General features: G+C 46.2%; 17 protein-coding genes. 12 read left to right on the plus strand and 5 right to left on the minus strand.

What is annotated here, in order from left to right:
- The first annotated feature begins 15 nt into the window (after positions 1 to 15).
- The 7 genes from EYA81_RS04690 (at position 16) to EYA81_RS04725 (ending at position 10,433) form a co-directional block, all read left to right on the plus strand.
- Positions 16 to 2,553, plus strand: coding sequence for an adenosylcobalamin-dependent ribonucleoside-diphosphate reductase (locus EYA81_RS04690; RefSeq protein ID WP_131225403.1), 2,538 nt, complete (start codon positions 16 to 18; stop codon positions 2,551 to 2,553).
- Between the two features lie 131 nt (positions 2,554 to 2,684).
- Positions 2,685 to 5,378: a 4-alpha-glucanotransferase gene (locus EYA81_RS04695; protein ID WP_131225404.1), complete on the plus strand. Its 2,694-nt coding sequence runs from the start codon at positions 2,685 to 2,687 to the stop codon at positions 5,376 to 5,378.
- 274 nt (positions 5,379 to 5,652) lie between these two features.
- Positions 5,653 to 6,018 (plus strand): dihydroneopterin aldolase, encoded by a 366-nt coding sequence (folB, locus tag EYA81_RS04700; protein ID WP_009037931.1) that lies wholly within the window; start codon positions 5,653 to 5,655, stop codon positions 6,016 to 6,018.
- Positions 6,019 to 6,301: 283 nt separating this feature from the next.
- Complete coding sequence (locus tag EYA81_RS04710; RefSeq protein ID WP_227201681.1) at positions 6,302 to 7,996, plus strand: hypothetical protein; 1,695 nt, start codon at positions 6,302 to 6,304, stop codon at positions 7,994 to 7,996.
- A 144-nt stretch (positions 7,997 to 8,140) separates the two neighbouring features.
- Positions 8,141 to 8,527, plus strand: coding sequence for a DUF3244 domain-containing protein (locus EYA81_RS04715; RefSeq protein WP_131225405.1), 387 nt, complete (start codon positions 8,141 to 8,143; stop codon positions 8,525 to 8,527).
- A 33-nt stretch (positions 8,528 to 8,560) separates the two neighbouring features.
- Positions 8,561 to 9,628 (plus strand): DUF4848 domain-containing protein, encoded by a 1,068-nt coding sequence (locus tag EYA81_RS04720; RefSeq protein ID WP_131225406.1) that lies wholly within the window; start codon positions 8,561 to 8,563, stop codon positions 9,626 to 9,628.
- 115 nt (positions 9,629 to 9,743) lie between these two features.
- Positions 9,744 to 10,433, plus strand: coding sequence for a porin family protein (locus EYA81_RS04725; protein WP_131225407.1), 690 nt, complete (start codon positions 9,744 to 9,746; stop codon positions 10,431 to 10,433).
- Between the two features lie 194 nt (positions 10,434 to 10,627).
- Here EYA81_RS04725 and EYA81_RS04730 read toward each other — a convergent pair whose 3' ends face one another.
- Genes EYA81_RS04730 through mtaB form a run of 4 tightly spaced genes read right to left on the minus strand, consistent with a single transcriptional unit; the run spans position 10,628 to position 14,473 of the window.
- Entirely contained in the window at positions 10,628 to 11,146 is a 519-nt protein-coding gene (locus tag EYA81_RS04730; protein WP_117599984.1) for a methylglyoxal synthase, read from the minus strand.
- 47 nt (positions 11,147 to 11,193) lie between these two features.
- Positions 11,194 to 12,210 (minus strand): glycosyltransferase family 2 protein, encoded by a 1,017-nt coding sequence (locus EYA81_RS04735; RefSeq protein WP_131225408.1) that lies wholly within the window; start codon positions 12,208 to 12,210, stop codon positions 11,194 to 11,196.
- Positions 12,203 to 13,102: a lysophospholipid acyltransferase family protein gene (locus EYA81_RS04740; RefSeq protein ID WP_131225409.1), complete on the minus strand. Its 900-nt coding sequence runs from the start codon at positions 13,100 to 13,102 to the stop codon at positions 12,203 to 12,205. Before EYA81_RS04740 ends, EYA81_RS04735 begins: the two co-directional genes overlap by 8 nt.
- Positions 13,103 to 13,156: 54 nt before the next feature.
- Positions 13,157 to 14,473, minus strand: coding sequence for a tRNA (N(6)-L-threonylcarbamoyladenosine(37)-C(2))-methylthiotransferase MtaB (gene mtaB / locus EYA81_RS04745; RefSeq protein ID WP_117599983.1), 1,317 nt, complete (start codon positions 14,471 to 14,473; stop codon positions 13,157 to 13,159).
- A gap of 85 nt (positions 14,474 to 14,558) precedes the next feature.
- Between mtaB and EYA81_RS04750 the strand changes: the two genes are divergently transcribed.
- The 5 genes from EYA81_RS04750 (at position 14,559) to EYA81_RS04770 (ending at position 18,728) form a co-directional block, all read left to right on the plus strand.
- Positions 14,559 to 16,232, plus strand: coding sequence for a long-chain fatty acid--CoA ligase (locus EYA81_RS04750; protein WP_131225410.1), 1,674 nt, complete (start codon positions 14,559 to 14,561; stop codon positions 16,230 to 16,232).
- 157 nt (positions 16,233 to 16,389) lie between these two features.
- Positions 16,390 to 16,602, plus strand: a complete 213-nt coding sequence (locus EYA81_RS04755) for a hypothetical protein (RefSeq protein WP_005833237.1) — start codon at positions 16,390 to 16,392, stop codon at positions 16,600 to 16,602.
- 333 nt (positions 16,603 to 16,935) lie between these two features.
- Positions 16,936 to 17,181, plus strand: a complete 246-nt coding sequence (locus tag EYA81_RS04760; RefSeq protein WP_005830186.1) for an RNA-binding protein — start codon at positions 16,936 to 16,938, stop codon at positions 17,179 to 17,181.
- Between the two features lie 109 nt (positions 17,182 to 17,290).
- Positions 17,291 to 17,851 carry a hypothetical protein gene (locus EYA81_RS04765; protein ID WP_131225411.1) on the plus strand — a complete coding sequence of 187 codons (561 nt, stop codon included), beginning with the start codon at positions 17,291 to 17,293 and terminating at the stop codon, positions 17,849 to 17,851.
- Positions 17,852 to 18,011: 160 nt separating this feature from the next.
- Positions 18,012 to 18,728, plus strand: coding sequence for a hypothetical protein (locus EYA81_RS04770; RefSeq protein ID WP_131225412.1), 717 nt, complete (start codon positions 18,012 to 18,014; stop codon positions 18,726 to 18,728).
- Between the two features lie 81 nt (positions 18,729 to 18,809).
- Here the strand turns inward: EYA81_RS04770 and rplI are convergent, their stop codons facing one another.
- On the minus strand, positions 18,810 to 19,259 hold the full coding sequence (gene rplI, locus EYA81_RS04775) for a 50S ribosomal protein L9 (RefSeq protein WP_025832525.1): 450 nt from the start codon (positions 19,257 to 19,259) through the stop codon (positions 18,810 to 18,812).

Consider the following 19,259-nt stretch of genomic DNA (forward strand, 5'->3'; position numbering starts at 1 on the left):
AAGAGATACAACACTGTGGAAAAGAAAAATTATTCTTATGACGAAGCCTACGGAGAATCTTTAAAATACTTCCAAGGCGACGAGTTGGCTGCCAGAGTTTGGGTAAACAAATATGCAGTCAAAGATTCTTTCGGAAATATTTACGAAAAGTCTCCGGAAGACATGCATTGGCGAATAGCCAATGAGATAGCCCGCATTGAGGCCAAGTACCCCAATCCATTAAGTTCAGAGGAACTTTTCGGCTTACTCGACCACTTCAAGTACATTGTTCCGCAAGGAAGCCCGATGACCGGAATCGGGAACAACTATCAGGTAGCCTCTCTGTCCAACTGCTTTGTTATCGGTGTGGACGGCGAAGCGGATTCTTATGGTGCCATCTTCAAGATAGACGAAGAACAAGTACAGCTGATGAAACGCCGTGGCGGCGTGGGACACGACTTATCCCATATCCGTCCGAAAGGTTCACCGGTAAAGAACTCGGCACTGACCTCCACTGGCTTGGTCCCCTTCATGGAACGCTATTCAAACTCTACACGCGAAGTGGCTCAAGATGGACGCCGCGGCGCACTGATGCTCAGCGTATCCATCAAACACCCCGACTCGGAAGCCTTCATCGATGCCAAGATGACTGAGGGCAAAGTGACCGGAGCCAACGTTTCCGTAAAACTGACCGACGACTTCATGCAGGCCGCCATCGAAGGCAAACCATATACACAGCAATATCCGATTGATGCCACAGAGCCGGCATTTCAAAAAGACATTGACGCATCCGCATTATGGAAAAAGATTGTGCACAATGCATGGAAATCGGCAGAACCCGGTGTATTGTTCTGGGATACCATATTAAAGGAATCCGTGCCCGACTGCTATGCAGACCTGGGCTACCGTACCGTATCCACCAATCCATGCGGCGAAATTCCACTGTGCCCGTACGACTCCTGCCGTCTGCTCGCCATCAACCTTTACTCATACGTGGTCAATCCGTTCAAGCCGGACGCCTACTTTGACTTTGAGCTATTCAAGAAGCATGTAGCTTTGGCCCAACGCATCATGGACGACATCATCGACCTTGAGCTGGAAAAGATAGAACGCATCATGAGCAAGATAGATGCCGACCCCGAAAGTGAAGACGTGAAACATACAGAACGCGTTTTGTGGCAGAAGATTTACAAGAAAAGCGCCCAAGGCCGCCGTACCGGTGTAGGCATCACGGCAGAAGGCGACATGCTTGCCGCCCTGGGATTGCGTTATGGTACTGAAGAAGCAACCGAGTTTTCGGAGAAAGTACACAAGACGGTGGCACTCAACGCCTATCGCTCATCCATAGAAATGGCCAAAGAACGCGGCGCATTCGAGGTATACGATACAGAACGCGAAAAGAACAATCCGTTCATCAACCGCCTGCGCGAAGCCGACCCGGAAATGTACGAGGAGATGAAGAAGTACGGACGCCGCAACATTGCCTGTCTGACCATCGCCCCGACCGGAACCACCAGCCTGATGACCCAAACCACCTCCGGTATCGAGCCCGTATTCCTGCCCGTGTACAAGCGCCGCCGCAAAGTGAATCCCAACGATACGAACGTCCATGTGGACTTCATCGACGAAACCGGGGATGCCTTTGAAGAATATATCGTGTTCCACCCCAAGTTCGTGACTTGGATGGAAGCACAAGGATACAACCCCGCCAAACGCTACACGCAGGAAGAAGTGGATGCCCTGGTAGAGAAATCACCTTATTATAAAGCAACCTCCAACGACGTGGACTGGCTGATGAAAGTCAAGATGCAGGGACGTATCCAAAAATGGGTGGATCACTCTATCAGCGTAACCATCAACCTGCCGAATAACGTAGACGAAGACCTCGTGAACCGTCTGTATGTAGAAGCATGGAAATCCGGCTGCAAGGGCTGTACGGTTTACCGCGACGGTTCGCGTTCCGGTGTACTCATCTCTACCAAGAGCGACAAAAAGTCTGAGCTTCCCCCGTGCAAACCGCCTACGGTCGTTGAAACACGTCCCAGAATATTGGATGCAGACGTTGTCCGCTTCCAGAACAACAAGGAGAAATGGGTGGCATTCGTCGGCTTGCTGGACAATCATCCCTACGAGATATTCACCGGTGTGCTGGACGATGACGAAGGCATCATCCTGCCGAAGAATGTGGTGTCGGGCCACATCATCAAGAATGTGGATGAGCACGGAAACAAGCGTTACGACTTCCAGTTCGAGAACAAGCGCGGATACAAAGTTACCATCGAGGGTCTGTCCGAGAAGTTCAACAAAGAGTATTGGAACTATGCCAAGCTGATTTCCGGTGTATTGCGCTACCGCATGCCTATCGAGCAGGTCATCAAGCTGGTAGGTTCACTGCAACTGGACAGCGAAAACATCAACACCTGGAAGAACGGTGTGGAACGCGCCCTGAAGAAATACATCCAGGACGGCACGGAAGCCAAAGGCAAGAAATGCCCCAACTGCGGCAACGAAACACTGGTTTACCAAGAAGGTTGCCTCATCTGCAAGACGTGCGGAGCTTCCCGCTGTGGATAATCCCACGGCAAGCACAAACGTTTGCATAGGAATTTAAATGACTTAGATAACGGTAGCTGCATGATTATGAGGAATAATTTCTATACTTGCATAATCATTGCAGCTATTGCTATTTCTAAATCTAATATAATATGACACTAATATTCAATATCGAGTATCGCACCAGCTGGGGTGAAGAAGTCAAAGTCCTGGGTTCCATCCCGGAACTTGGCAACAACCAGCCCGACAAAGCCACCCCCCTGCACACTGTAGACGGCATTCACTGGACCGCGGAAGTGGATATCCAGATTCCCTGCAATGGAAACGTCGAATACAGTTACCACATCTATCGAGATGGCAGAACCATACGGACAGAGTGGAACAGCCTGCCGCGCATCCTGCACGTTGCAGACAATCCGAAGAAAGTTTACCGCATAGAAGATTGTTGGAAGAATCTGCCCGAACAGCAGTATTTTTATACATCCGCTTTCACAGAATCCCTGCTGGCGCATCGCGAACGCAGTGCCACCCCGAAAAGCTACAAAAAGGGGTTGCTGATAAAGGCGTACGCCCCCTGCATAGACAGTGACCATTGCCTGGCACTCTGCGGAAACCAGAAGGCGCTGGGTGACTGGAACCCGGACAAAGCTGCCCTTATGAACGACATCGACTTCCCCGAATGGCAGGTAGAAGTGGATGCCGGTAAAATCAGCTTCCCGCTGGAGTATAAATTCGTCCTTTACAACAAGAAAGAGCGCCGTGCCGTGGCCTGGGAGAACAATCCCAACCGCTATATGGCCGACCCGCAGATAGCCGCCAACGAAACGCTGGCTGTCGGCGACCGTTATGTATACTTCAATCTTCCTGCATGGAAAGGTTCCGGAGTAGCCGTACCCGTATTCTCCCTACGCTCCGAGAAAAGCTTCGGTGTAGGCGATTTCGGCGACTTGAAGCGCATGATTGACTGGGCAGTTGCCACCAATCAGAAGGCGGTGCAGATTCTGCCCATCAACGACACTACCATGACGCATACCTGGACAGACTCCTACCCTTACAGTAGCATCTCCATCTATGCCTTCCATCCCATGTACACCGACCTGAAGCAGTTGGGCAGCTTGAAGGACAAGAAGGTGATGGCCGAATTCAACAAACGCCAGAAGGAACTGAATGCCCTGCCCGCCGTGGACTACGAAGCTGTGAACAAGACAAAGTGGGAATACTTCCATCTCATCTTCAAGCAGGAAGGGGAAAAGGTGCTGGCCTCGGATGCTTTCCGTAATTTCTACGAAGCCAACAAGGAATGGTTGCAGCCATATGCCGTCTTCAGCTACCTGCGTGATGCCTACAAGACCCCGAATTTCCGCGAGTGGCCCAAGTATGCCACCTACGATGCCAAGGAGATAGAAACATTGTGCCGGCCGGACTCTGCCGACTATCCGCATATCGCCATCTACTACTACATCCAGTTCAATCTGCACCTGCAACTGCTTGCCGCCACCGAGCATGCGCGCGCCAACGGCGTAGTGCTGAAAGGCGACATCCCCATCGGCATCAGCCGCAACAGTGTGGAAGCCTGGAAGGAAGCCCACTACTTCAACTTGAACGGCCAAGCCGGCGCACCGCCCGATGATTTCTCCGTGAACGGGCAGAACTGGGGCTTTCCCACCTACAACTGGGATGTCATGGAGAAAGACGGCTATGCCTGGTGGATGAAGCGTTTCCACAAAATGGCAGAATACTTCGATGCCTACCGCATAGACCACATCCTTGGCTTCTTCCGCATTTGGGAGATACCGATGCACGCCGTACACGGGCTGTTGGGACAATTCGTCCCCGCCCTGCCCATGACGCGCGAGGAGATAGAAAGCTACGGGCTGGCATTCCGCGAAGACTTCTTCCTGAAGCCCTATATCCATGAGTACTTCCTCGGACAAATCTTCGGCCCGCATACAGACTATGTGAAGCAGACCTTCATAGAGCCGACAGACACGTGGGAGGTTTACCGCATGCGTCCCGAGTTCGACACCCAGCGCAAGGTGGAAGCCTACTTTGCCGGAAAGACGGACGATGACAGCATCTGGATTCGTGACGGGCTTTACGCCCTTATCAGCGATGTGCTGTTCGTGCCCGACCGCAACAATCCGCACGAATACCATCCGCGCATCGGCGTGCAGCACGACTACATCTACCGCGCACTGAACGATTGGGAAAAGGCTGCCTTCAACCGGCTGTATGACCAGTACTACTATCACCGCCACAATGACTTCTGGGGACAGCAAGCCATGAAGAAACTACCGCAACTGACACAGTCCACGCGCATGCTGGTATGCGGTGAGGACTTAGGCATGATTCCCGATTGCGTGGCATGGGTGATGAACGACCTGCGTATCCTTTCCCTGGAGATACAACGTATGCCGAAAGACCCGAAACAAGAATTCGGCCACACTGACTGGTATCCGTACCGTTCGGTCTGCACCATCTCCACGCACGACATGTCTACCCTGCGCGGCTGGTGGGAAGAAGACTTCCAACAGACGCAGCGTTACTACAACACCATGCTCGGGCACTACGGTGCCGCACCGGCAACGGCCACGCCGGAGCTCTGCGAAGAAGTGGTTCGCAATCACCTCCATAGCAACTCCATCCTCTGCATCCTCTCCCTGCAAGACTGGATGTCCATGGACGGCAAATGGCGCAACCCGAACGTACAGGAAGAACGTATCAATATTCCTGCCAACCCGCGGCACTACTGGCGCTGGCGCATGCACCTGACACTGGAACAACTGATGAAGGCAGAAAGCCTGAACGAGAAAATAAGGAGCATGATAGAAAGCACCGGAAGATAAGAAAGGATTCTTAGCAAAGCATTATTTTAGGCACGGATTACATGGACAATCACGGATAATATTGAAAGCAACCGTGATAACCCGTATAATTCCGTGCCTAAAATAATTCGATAAGTTTATTCCGACCCTCACATAATTGTATTCTATAAAAAACAATTTCGCGCTATTTTTATATTTTACAGAATACAATCCGCAACCTGAATCGTAATAACCAGATACCGATTTGCCCGTACCACAAAATATCAGTAAGTTTGCAGAAAACAATCTACAAGTAATGACCAGTTATATTTTCCTTGACACCCTTCGCTTCTTCGCCCATCACGGCGTGGGCGAACAAGAAACCGTGGTAGGCAATGAGTTTACCGTCAGCCTGCGCCTGCAAGTTGATATCCGGCGTGCGGCAGAAACGGACGACGTAGCCGACACCGTGAGCTATGCCGATGTACATACAGCTGTGAAGGCAGAGATGGACATTCCTTCCAAACTATTGGAACATGTATGCGGGCGAATTATAAACCGATTGTTCCGCGACTTCCCACAGATAGAAGAGATAACGCTCAAGCTAGCAAAGCGCAATCCACCGATGGGCGCGGATATAGAGGCTGCAGGAGTGGAAATATGCCAACGCCGCGGAGAATGACAGATTGCCGAATCACCCCATTCACTATTGATACACAGACACTTCCCACTGCAAAGACACTGCATGCTTTTTGCAATGGCGCTGCAAACGGTTTGCAGTAACACTGCACATATATTTGCAGTAGTACTGCAACAGCTTTGCAGTGACGCTGCAACAGATATGCAGTAGCACTGCAAAATGTATACAGAAGTTCTGCAGTGAGCATGCAGCAACTTTTCTGCCGTAGAATACCACCATTGATACCAATATTCCGTACCTTTGCCCCATCATCAACAAAAAGTCAATGAGAAACGCTATACAACGACTGGCATTACTCCCCATCGTCGCTCTCTTCCTGCTACCGGCCGCTTGCCACCGGACGGACGGACGGGCAGAAGCTTTATTGAACAACGCCGACTCATTGCTGACAGCAAATCCGGACAGTGCTCTGCGACTGCTGGAGGCACTGCCCGCAACCACCGAACTTACACGTCGGGAGTCTGCCCGATACGCCCTGCTGCTGGCACAAGCCACAGACAAATGCGAAAAACCTCTGCTACCCTGCGACTCGCTACTGGACGTGGCACTGGATTATTATGACGATGACGAGCGCGAACGAGCCGTGGCACTTCTCTATAAAGGAAGACTGGAAGTGGAAATGGAACAAAGCGAACGGGCCATCGGCTTCTTGCTAGAAGGACTGGAAATCATAAAGAAATTCCCCCAAGATATTGAAACCAGAAAATATCTATTCAGCTCATTGGGAAACGAATACTTTGATGCACGGCTGTACGAGAAAGCAGGAAAGGCGTATCAAGAACTTTACAAATGTTGCACCACGGATAAAGACAAGTCGATAGCATTGAACAGCCTTGCCTCTTTTTATGCTGTAACAGAAAAAGAAGACTCTGCACTTATACTTCAATGCAAGGCTTTGGAATACGCCCAAATATCGAAAGATTCTGCCATGATTGCAACAATAGCCCTTAATCTCAGTGTAGAATATTCCAGTAAAGAAGCGAATGATACAGCCTTATATTATGCGCGAATGTCCTTACAATGGCTTCCCGGAAACAAAAATAGAAGTGATTATCACGCCAATATTGGCAATATATTCTTGGATAAAGAAGAAAGAGATTCTGCCATATATTATATAAACAAAAAAATAGAAGATAGCACAAATATAAAAGGACGGGCAAATGCTCTATTAAACTTATCTTATATAAAAGAAGAGCAAGGGGATTATCAAGCAACCACAGAATTACTATATCAGTTTGTAGACATCATTGACTCAATATATTTCACCGAGCAATCCAATAAGATACAGCAACTTATCCATAAGTATGACTCCCAAACAAAAGTAAAGGAAGAACAGTTTAAAGGACAAAAAAAACTAAGGACAGCGATCGCATGTTTCACATTCTGCTGCTTCCTCATTGCCCTCTTCTATCAACATCGCATAAACAAAAGAAAAAGGCTGCAACTCATCAATGAGCAAAACCTGAAACAAGCCCAAGAAAAGCTCACTTCTTTGGAAACCACCATCGAAGAGAGTCACCGCATTGTAGTTCTATTGCAGAGGGAGCATTCTACATTAATACAAGAAAAAGAAAAAAACAATCAAGAAATACAAGAGCGGGAAAACCAAATAAAGAAATTGAAAGAAGAAAAACTGGCTTTGCGCAACTGGCTGTTCAAACAAAGCGACATATACAAGAAGATAATAAAACTCTCCAAACAAAACGTGTCAAGTAAAAAAGAACGAAGTGTACTGACAGATGCAGAACTGAAAAAACTAAAGGAAACCGTATTGGATATTTATACTGATTACATAGCTGGCATAAAAGTCCAATATCCCAAATTGACAGATGAAGACTTATTGTTTCTCTGCTTAGATGAAATTGGGTTCTCTTCTCAAACAATATCCCTTTGTTTTGGCAATATCGACACACATGTCCTTGCCCAACGAAAATACCGCATGAAAAAGGAACGGATGTAGCTAAAGAATAAGTAAGTGTGATTTTTCTAAACACAATACATCTACAAATCAACACCTTACAAAAAACAAGTGTGATTGATTTCATGCTTCCATTTTAGTTTTTCCCTCTAACTTTGCCGCCATAAATCGATAAAACAACGAATAATGAAAGCAAAGTTATTTATGATTCTTTTAGTGGTACTCTTTATTGTACCGATAAGTGGAGCAGTTAATAAGCCAAGAAAACGCCCAGTCCTTTTGAGGAAACATGAAACACGCAAAAATGTGCTTCCACGCATCCCTATAGACTATACTATAGATGTAAGCAATAACGATAACTGTCTGCAAATACTATTTCAGTTTCCATTGCATGAATCCGACATCACCGTAGCAGATAAAAATGGGAACATCGTAATCAACGAACAACAAACCTCCATTTACGAAAGTAAAGCATTGTATATCTATACGCCTGAAGATTATCCTTATACAATAGAAATAACCTCCCCTGCTGTAGACATCACGGGAGAAATCACATTAGAGGAAGAGGATTAACCAACATATTATTTACATTTTAAACAATTAATCATGAAGAAAATTTTATTTCTTGCAACCATCCTATTGGCTAATATTTCATGCCAAGAGGAAGAAATCAACACACAAATCGAGCCTTCTGTACCCCAATCTAAAAACCTTCAAATTGTGCAAATCACCAACCAAGGGGAAATTATTCCAATCAATGGAACTACAACCAGAAGTTCTGTAGAAGGAGAACTTGCACTACGATTCATTTCCGAGTCCGATTACCAATCGACTATAACAGAAATCAGCCACATGACTGCTAAAGAAAGATTGGAATACGTAGACAACTTTATCTCTCTGCAGAAACTTGCCAACGAAGCAGACATGGAATTAGATGAAATAGACGCGGTAGCAACCAGCGAAGCCGACTTCAGAAAGAGATATGCCCAATACGTAGAAAAGTACAGTGAAAAACTGATTACGAACAAATATGATGTAGAAGACTTGACACTGTACGTTCCCGATGGCGACAACCTCTCTACCTACCTTATCAATGAAAACAAAAAAGTAGTGATAGGCAATGAAGTCAAAGAAATTTCACTAAACAATGACATGAGTAGTTCTGAGAAAGCAGTATTTGCTGCTGATACGAGAGCCGGTGCAACCAACAGATTTGATTTCAAAGAAACAGTAGGTAAAAAGAAAACAACCGGAAATATAGAAATTGACAGCAGAGCATACATCAATGTACATGTAGGCTGTCAAAAGAAAATGTGGTACGGATGGAAAAGAGACGACAATAGAGATATCTATTATCAAGTCGCTGCAAGTCCTATGGCATATAGATATATAGATCCTTATGGACAAGAACTTTACACCAATAACATACAATACTTTGCTTACCATAATGATGGCGACAAGCATGTAACTGTTGGCAGCTTACAGCCCGGAGGAAAATATCTTTCTGGAACGTTACGAGTTTGGACTGACAACTCTGTTAGTAATGTCAAAGATTCTGTAGAATATAACAACGTGTATGCACTCTATGAAAATAAGCTGGGAAAATTCAAACTTCCCAAACTTAACAATAGTGAATCTTATGGGGGAGACTTTTATATTGTAAAAACAAACTAAGTCAAAAAAGACATCGATACTTAATTTTATCTTACACTATCTGCCATTCTTCTTTATACAGAATGACAGATAGTAAGTGCTATAAACCAACTATAATTACCGATTTACATAATCAATGAAAGCAATCATAACTTTTATCTTAGGAGGAGTCTTCTGTTGTATGCAAGCCTCTGCCCAACAAGTCAAATTCGGCGTTGAAGCCGGCGGCAACTGGTCGCACTACAAAAACGATAAATCGAAAACCGAACAAGTGGGAAGCATGGGAGGCGGTTTCCAACTGGGCGGAACCGTGGACTATGAGTTCAAGCACCATTGGATGTTGATGTCGGGACTTACCTGGATGCAAACCCGAAGCAGTATGGAGCTGTTCAATGCCAGCGTGCCTTACTTCCCCGATACGGAAATAAAGATGAACCACTTGAACATCCCCATAAAAATAGGCTACAACATCCGTATCAACAAAAGCCTCAGCCTGATACCCTACATCGGTGTCTACGGCTCCATCAACTTCAATGCAGGTAAATGCGACGTAAAGAACCCTTATTATACAGGAGAAACCAATCATTGGAAACCTATGGACGGGTATTCATACATCGTGCCGACAGAAGCAGACATCCCGTATGAATATGAAGCTACCATAGACGCTTTCCGCCGTTGGAATTATGGTGCGGTGGGAGGCATGAAAGCAGTAATAGCAGGCAGATACACCGTTTCACTCCAATACTACGAATCCATAAAGAAAGTACAGAAACAATGTAACCTACGCAACTATGGTTATCAGCTCAGCGTAGGCTATCAATTCTGATACAAAAACTAAAGTCTATAAGAAAGTTGCACATACCCGACACAAGGGATGTGCAACTTTTATAATCGGTTTAAATTTATCAGCTTCAGCATCATTCACCTTATCTGTTTTTCGTTCAAACATCTTTCACCAGAAAGCACTGTCAATCAACTACTTCTTTGTAAAGGTGAAGGTTATAAAGCACAATAAAATGCCTACTTCTTCCGTTTCCGCTTCTTTGCCGATTCCACCGCTTCGGCCACCACCGGCTTATTTGCAAACCGCTTGGTGTAGTTGCTATAATCGGGAACAGTGCGTTCATACGTCGGGTCGACAAACAACGGGCTGGAAATGATATGGTCTGCCGTACTGCGGTTGCAGCAGAACACGATGTTCTCCACACCGGCAAGGCGAGTCAACGCCTTCACATCCGTATCGTGCGGCTGAAGGGTCATGGGGTCGGTGAAAAAGAAAAGATAGTCAATCTCTCCGTCCACAATGCGCGAGCCCATCTGCTGGTCACCGCCCAAAGGACCGGATTTAAGGATAGTGAAATCCCACTCCACATCAGGATGTTTCTCCCGGAGGGCTTCGAGGATAAGGGTACCCGTGGTGCCCGTACAATAGAATTTATGCCCCATCAGCAATTCCGAGTTCCACAGTACCCACTCGATGAGGTCTTTCTTCATGGCGTCGTGTGCCACTAATCCGATTTTTCTAATTAGTTTTTCCATAATTCAAAACCTTTAATAGATTGAACAATTATAAAAGGCAACAGTTCCTACAATTGGGAAAAGAATTTCTTTCCATGCAGATAAAACTGCGCCAATATACTGCTTTTTGTCCGTTCCGGTATTACGGCAAGCGTAGTTTTTTTCAGATTCTCTTTGCGGGACGCTGCCAATGAAGCGCGGAAGGAGTGGTAGGCACGGCGCGCACGGAATACGGCCAAAGCATTGGGAAACTGGCCTTTCAGCATGAAACTGAACGCAGCCACATAATCGAGCACCACACGTACACGCATCACGGACGCCAAGTCCTCCTGCGGCAGATTCTTATAAAGCATGACAAGGTTATTACGAAAATTGAGGAAGGTCTTGCGCGGATTCTCCTTCTTCAAAGTGGCCCCTCCCACATGAAATACCACACTCTGCGGTATACATGCCAACTGTCTGCCACGGGCACGAAGCCGCCAACATAAATCTATCTCCTCCATGTGGGCAAAAAAACGTCCGTCCAGCCCACCCGCTTCCCGGTAATCCGCCAGACGGATGAACAGAGCCGCCCCCGTAGCCCAGAAAATGGGTATCACCGTGTCGTATTGCCCCTTGTCCTCTTCTACCACGCCCATAATACGGCCGCGGCAGAAGGGATAGCCATAGCGGTCGATGAAACCTCCCGCAGCTCCGGCATATTCAAACTGCCCCTTGTTACGCCAACTGCGTATCTTCGGCTGGCAAGCGGCCGTCTCCAGATGGGCATCCATATACTCTGCCAACGGGACAAGCCAGTGCTCGGTGACCTCTACATCGGAGTTGAGCAGCACTACATATTCTGCCTCCACCTGCTTCAATGCCAGATTGTATCCGTCGGCAAAACCGTGGTTCTCTTCCAGCAGAATCAAGTGCACAGAAGGATACTCACGACGGAGCATTGCCACGGAGGCATCCGTAGAGCCATTGTCTGCCACATACACCACAGCACCATCCGCCTCCGAAAAATGCACAACAGAGGGAAGGAAGGAACGGAGCATATCACATCCGTTCCAATTCAATATGACAACAGCAATCTTATCCATGTTGCACAGATTCTTTTCGTTTCTTTTTCCAACGTTTATGAGACCAGAACCAATAAGCCGGTTCACGCCGGATGGTCTGCTCCAGACGACGGGCGAAGCACTCGGTTATCTCGCCATCCGCCGTCTGCTTGGGAGTTTCGGTAACCAAGTCGAAAAGCACTTTGCAATATCCTCTGGATGTCCGTTCCAATTCACAATAAAAAACGGGGAAGTCCATCAGCTTGGCAATGCGCTCGGCGCCATCCATGAACACGGTGTCCTGATTCAAGAAAGTAGTCCAATAATGGGCCTCGCTGCGGTTGGGCGACTGGTCCGTAATCAGGCCGATGGCTATCCGCCTGCCTTCACGGCGAAGCTTTATCACTTCGCGTGCCGTGGAATGTTTCGCCACATTATATCCTCCGAACCGGGCGCGGATATGCTTGAACATCTCGTCCAGATACTTATTGCTTAGCGGTTTGTACACCTGCACCGGGATGTCGCCCGGATGCATGATGGCCCCCATGCCTATAATCCACTCAAAATTGGCATAATGGGGAATCAGCAGTACAATGCCTCCATGCTTCTCTATCATGGCAAGGTATTCTTCCTTATTATCATACTTCATCCGGCGGCAGAGCTCCTCGAAAGACATGCGCAGCATCTTCACCTCTTCCAGCATATAATCGCAGATATAATGATAGAATTTGCGCTCTATCTCCATCAATTCGGTTTCCGACTTCTCCGGAAAGGAATTGCGAAGGTTGCGGCGAACGACTTTCTTCCGATAATGCACGACGTGGCGCATCAGGAAGTACAGCCCGTCAGACAACGCATAAAGCACCCGGAAAGGCAGAAGTGCCACAAGCCACATGCCCGCATAAGTCAGCCAATAGACAATTTTTGATTTCACTTCGTCAGTTATGAGTTATAAGTTATGAGTTATTTGTTGCAAAGGCGGCATTCCTCATTCCATTGCTCCCAAGAGTGCGGTGCCGTCGGCATTGAAATCGCCCAGGCGCACAGACACGAGCTGGTTGTCCAAGGCAGCATCATGAGGGACTTCCACACGGATATAATTGGGAGTGAAGCCGTGCATCGGCAGTCCGGGTTTGGGACGTTCCAGCAACACCGGCATCGTCTGCCCGATATGGCGCGCATAAAAAGCACGGGTCTTTTCGTCCGAAAGCTCCAGCAACTGCTGGCTCCTGCGGTGCTTTTCTTCGGGTGCCACCACGTGGTCTATCTTTAAGGCCTGCGTGCCGGGACGCTCCGAATAGCTGAAGACATGGAGCTGCGTCACGTCCAGGCTCTTGATGAACTCATAAGCCTGCCCGAAATACTCCTCCGTCTCTCCACGGGTACCCACAATCACGTCTACCCCTATAAAGGAATCGGGCATCACTTCCTTTATCTTCTTTATCTTCGAGGCAAACAAGGCGGTATCGTAACGGCGTCGCATCAGCTTCAGCACCTCGTCACTGCCCGACTGCAGCGGTATATGGAAATGAGGCATGAAATGCCGGGAACGGGACACGTATTCTATGATTTCATCTGTCAGCAGATTCGGCTCGATGGAGGATATGCGGTAACGCTCAATGCCTTCCACCTCGTCCAGCGCCTTCACCAAATCGAAGAAAGTCTCACCGGTAGACTTGCCGAAGTCTCCGATATTGACGCCGGTCAATACAATTTCCTTTCCACCTTCGGCAGCCGCCTGGCTGGCCTGCTCCACCATAGAAGCAATGCTGCCGTTACGGCTACGTCCGCGGGCAAAGGGAATGGTGCAATAGGAACAATAATAATCGCAGCCGTCCTGCACTTTCAGGAAGAAACGGGTCCGGTCGCCACGCGAACAAGACGGGGCAAACGAACGTATATCCTTCAAAGCGGAAGTGTAGGCCTCGCCGGTCTCGTGCTTCTGCAGATTGCCCAAGTAGTGAAGCAAGTCCTTCTTCTGCTCGGCTCCCAGCACGACGTCCACACCTTCTATCTTTGCCACCGTCTCCGGTTTCAGCTGGGCATAGCAACCGGTCACCACGACAAATGCACCCGGATGTTGCTTCACCAGTTTGTGGATGGCCTGGCGGCACTTCTTGTCCGCCACTTCCGTCACCGAGCAGGTATTCACTACACAAATATCCGCTTTCTCACCCTTGCGCGCCGTACGTACGCCCGCTTCCCGCAAAATTTTACCGATAGTAGAGGTCTCCGAGAAGTTCAGTTTGCACCCCAACGTATAGTAAACCGCCGTCTTATCTTGAAATATATTGGTATCTATCATGAGCTTATAAACACATTTATGCTGCAAATATATACATTATTAATCTATTTTTCCTACTTTTGCACACTCAACTAAAATTTGTGCAATGATACAAGAGAACTTTATCAAACTATACGAGCATAGTTTCCGCGGGAATTGGGACCTCCCCTGCTATACCAACTATGGAGAAAACGAGAGCTATACTTATGGCGAAGTGGCACAAGAAATAGCCAGACTGCACCTTATTTTCAAGTACTGCCAACTGCGCCGCGGCGACAAGATAGCCGTCATCGGCAAGAACAATGCCCGCTGGTGCATCGCCTATATGGCCACCATCACCTACGGCGGTATCGTAGTCCCCATTCTGCAAGACTTCAACCCCAATGATGTCCATCATATCGTAAACCACTCCGAATCGACGTTCCTCTTCACCAGCGATGCCATTTGGGAACATCTGGAAGAAGAACGGCTTACCGGAATTCGCGGTGTGTTCTCGCTGAGCGACTTCCGCTGTCTGTATCAGCGGGACGGCGAAACCATCCAGCGTTTCCTCAAGCATCTGGGCGATGAAATGGAAGCGACCTACCCGAACGGATTCCGTAAGGAAGACATCGTTTACACGGACCTTTCCAACGACAAGGTCATGCTGCTGAATTATACCTCGGGCACCACCGGATTCAGTAAGGGCGTCATGCTGACGGGAAACAACCTGGCCGGCAACGTCACCTTCGGCATACGTACCGAGCTGTTGAAGAAAGGGGACAAAGTGCTCTCTTTCCTGCCTTTGGCACATGCATACGGCTGCGCATTCGATTTCCTTACCGCCACGGCCGTCGGCACACACGTCACACTGTTGGGAAAAGTGCCTTCCCCAAAGATTCTGATGAAAGCTTTCGAGGAAGTGAAACCCAACCTGATTATCACCGTCCCCCTTGTCATTGAAAAGATATACAAGAATGTCATACAGCCCATCATCAACAAAAAGACCATGAAATGGGCGCTTAGCATTCCCTTGCTCGACGGACAGATATACGGGCAAATCCGCAAGAAACTGATTGACGCACTGGGCGGACGTTTCAAGGAAGTCATCATAGGAGGCGCGGCCATGAACCCGGAAGTGGAAGAATTCTTCCACCGCATCAAGTTCCCCTTCACCATCGGCTACGGCATGACTGAATGTGCCCCTCTCATCAGTTACGCTCCCTGGAATGAATTCGTCCCGACTTCCTCCGGACGGGTACTCGACATCATGGAAGCCCGTATCTACAAGGAAAACCCCGACGACAAACTCGGCGAAATACAAGTACGCGGCGAGAACGTGATGACCGGCTATTATAAAAATCCGGAAGCCACCAAAGAAGTCTTCACCGAAGACGGATGGCTCCGCACCGGCGACCTAGGCACACTGGACGAGAACAACAACCTCTATATCCGCGGACGCAGCAAGACCATGATTCTCAGTTCCAGCGGACAGAATATCTTCCCCGAAGAAATAGAAGCGCGGCTCAATAACATGCCTTTCGTCCTGGAAAGCCTTATCATCGAACGGAACAAAAAACTGGTAGCATTGGTGTATGCCGACTATGAAGCCCTGGATTCTTTAGGGTTGAACCAGCCGGACAATCTCAAAACTATTATGGATGAGAATCTCAAAAATCTGAATAACAGCGTGGCAACCTACGAAAAGGTAAGCCAAATCCAACTTTATCCGACAGAATTTGAGAAAACGCCCAAAAGAAGTATCAAAAGATACTTATACAATAGCATTGCCGAAGATTAATATGTTGTAGAACATATAGATAGGGATAAAAACAGCCGAAGCTCCAAAAAAAATATAAAAAAAGTTGGGGTTTCGAGAACAACATATTCAAAAAGTACATACCTTTGCAACGTTTTAATAAAGCAATTGATTGTATTACGTTTTAAAAGTAAAGAAAATGAAAAAATTAGTTTTGATGGCTGCAGCTATCGTAGCAGTATCTTTCGCATCTTGTGGCAACAAAGCAGCTAACGCTGAACAAGCAACTGCAGATTCTATCCGTATCGCTGACTCAATCGCAGCTGTAGAAGCAGCAGCAGCTGAAGCAGCAGCAGCCGCAGCAGCAGCTGACACTGTAGCAGTAGATAGCGCAGCTGTTGTAGCTGAATAATTTCAGTACAACACTCGAGAGAATTGAAAGTCTGACGTGCATACAAGCACACCAGACTTTTTTTATGCCCTATCCTCTCATTCTTTTCCCTTCCAATTGTTAAGTCCTGGTCTTATTTCACAAAAAAGGGTATAATATGGCAGATAAATGATAAAGTATAGTGCATATACCAAATAAAAAACGTTACTTTGCATCAACAAAACAATAAGAGGTTTATTACGATCTGCGTTTCATTATGTCTCTCCTCGATTAACCACATTGAGAATTTTCATTTCTGACTACAACTTCCTAAGACTCCTTTATTGAATTATTAATTTTTTATTTTTGTATTTTATGAATATGTACATTGGAAACCTTAGCTACAACGTTAGGGAATCAGATTTGAGACAAGTAATGGAAGAGTATGGAACAGTAGAATCAGTAAAACTGATTATGGACCGTAATACAAACAGATCAAAAGGTTTTGCCTTCGTGGAGATGCCCGAAGCTGCTGAAGCCCAACAAGCAATCAACAAACTGAATGGAGCAGAATATGTAGGCCGCCAGATGGTAGTAAAAGAAGCATTGCCAAGAAACTAAAAATTATTGACTGACAATAAGCAAGGGCATATCTTAATAATAAGATATGCCCCTTCTTTGTTATTTGCATTTTTCCTTTATCTTTGATAAAACATACGTTCAAAAAAACATGAAAACAAAACTGATAGAAAAAGCAAAACAAATAAGCACTGAATATAAATTTGGAGACTTCTTCCGTAACTTTCTTGCTGTCATATTGGGTATTATCATCACCTTTGCAGGAAGCGACTGGATTACAGAACACAATGCCCAAAAAGAAGTGAAGGAATCCATACTATTGGTAAAAAGTGAATTACAAACGAACCGTGAAGATATAGCATATATAAAAGAATTAGTAGAACTGGAACAAAAAGGCGCCTTATATCTATTGGAATACAAAGGTAGAATACAGGAGGCCGACCCGGATTCTTTACAAAAATATGATAGATTACCCTTCCAAAGCATTTCTTTTAATGCAATGTACGACGCATTGGAAATGCTCAAAGCTTCCGGCCTCATTCCCAAAATCAAAAACAAAGAACTGACTGTGCAAATTTTGACCGCCTACGCTATAGTCAGGAACAGCCAAAGCGCTTTCGATTCATACGGCAACATAAAACAGCGTTGCCTGGAAGAGTTGATGAAAGTCCCCGATGTCAAAAAAAGAATGAATTCCACCAAACTATATTGATTGGAATTTCTACTTCAAATATCCAGAAGGAGTCGCTCTCATACAGCAAATCCCCCAAATACAAAGTACTGATATTTACCAAAATCATTTGAAAGCAATAGACAAAGTCATTGCAGCCATTGATGAAGAATACAACCAATAAAATCTCAATCACATACTTATGAAAAACAAGCTGAAAAAAATCTTTGTCTGCCCCACCGTTAAAAGGCGATTGGGAGATTTTATCTGTAACTTCACAGCAGTTGTATTAGGCATCTTACTGACCTTTGCCGGCAGTAACCTCATTGAAGAACATAAAAAACAGAAAGAACTTAAGGATGCACTATTACTGGTCAAAAATGAGATGTTACTCAACCGGGGATACATGACACAGATGATGGAAAGAGAAGAATTTGAAAAACAAGGAGCTTCATATCTGCTTCAGCACAAGGAAAACATTGCAAAGGCAGCACCCGACTCTTTAGAGAAATATGGGAATTTACCCTTTCAGACACAAACCTTCATTTACATTAACGATGCAATGGAAATGCTTAAAACGTCCTCGCTCATGTCTGCCATCAGAGACAAGGAACTTGCGACTCAAATCATTAAAACATACAATGCAATAAAAGGCTCCTATGAAACCTTTAATTCATTTATGGAAATAAAGCAAAAGAAGGTTGATAAATTAATCAATAAACCGGAGGTACAAAAATTCTTGACCAATGATGCAGATTACTCAACAGCAGAAGAATGGACTTTTTTCTTTAAATTTCCGGAAGGAATTCAGTTAATTCAGCAGATATATTTCACCCATAACAGTCCAACCCGTATGTACAACAGATTTATCAAGCAGATTGATGAAACGGCATCTGCCATTGACGAGTTCTACAAATAGTGGCCAATTTGCGATTCAAACAAACAAAAAGCCCCATTTCTTATACAAAGAAATCGGGCTTTCTATTTATAGCGTACTTATTTATGCTTCTTCAGCAACCACCTCAAAAGGAACTTCTACAGAAACTTCCTTGTGCAACTTAACGATAGCCTTGTAGTTGCCAACTTCTTTCACAGCATCCTTCACAACGATAATCTTACGATCGATATTGTGACCCAATTTAGCCAGCTCTTCAGCAATCTGGATGTTACCAACAGAACCGAAAATAGTACCAGTGGAGCTAACCTTAGTAGCAATCTTCAATGATACACCTTCCAGCTTAGCAGCCAGTTCTTCAGCATCCTTTTTGATTTTCTCCAGCTTGTGAGCACGTTGTTTCAACTCTTCAGCCAACATTTTCTTTGCAGCCGGTGAAGCGATAACAGCTTTACCGGTCGGGATGAGGTAGTTACGACCGTAGCCAGACTTTACTGTTACGATGTCGTTCTTATAACCCAAGTTTACGATGTCTTCTTTCAATATAATTTCCAT

Source organism: Bacteroides sp. A1C1 (genome assembly GCF_004328515.1).
GTDB lineage: Bacteria > Bacteroidota > Bacteroidia > Bacteroidales > Bacteroidaceae > Bacteroides > Bacteroides uniformis.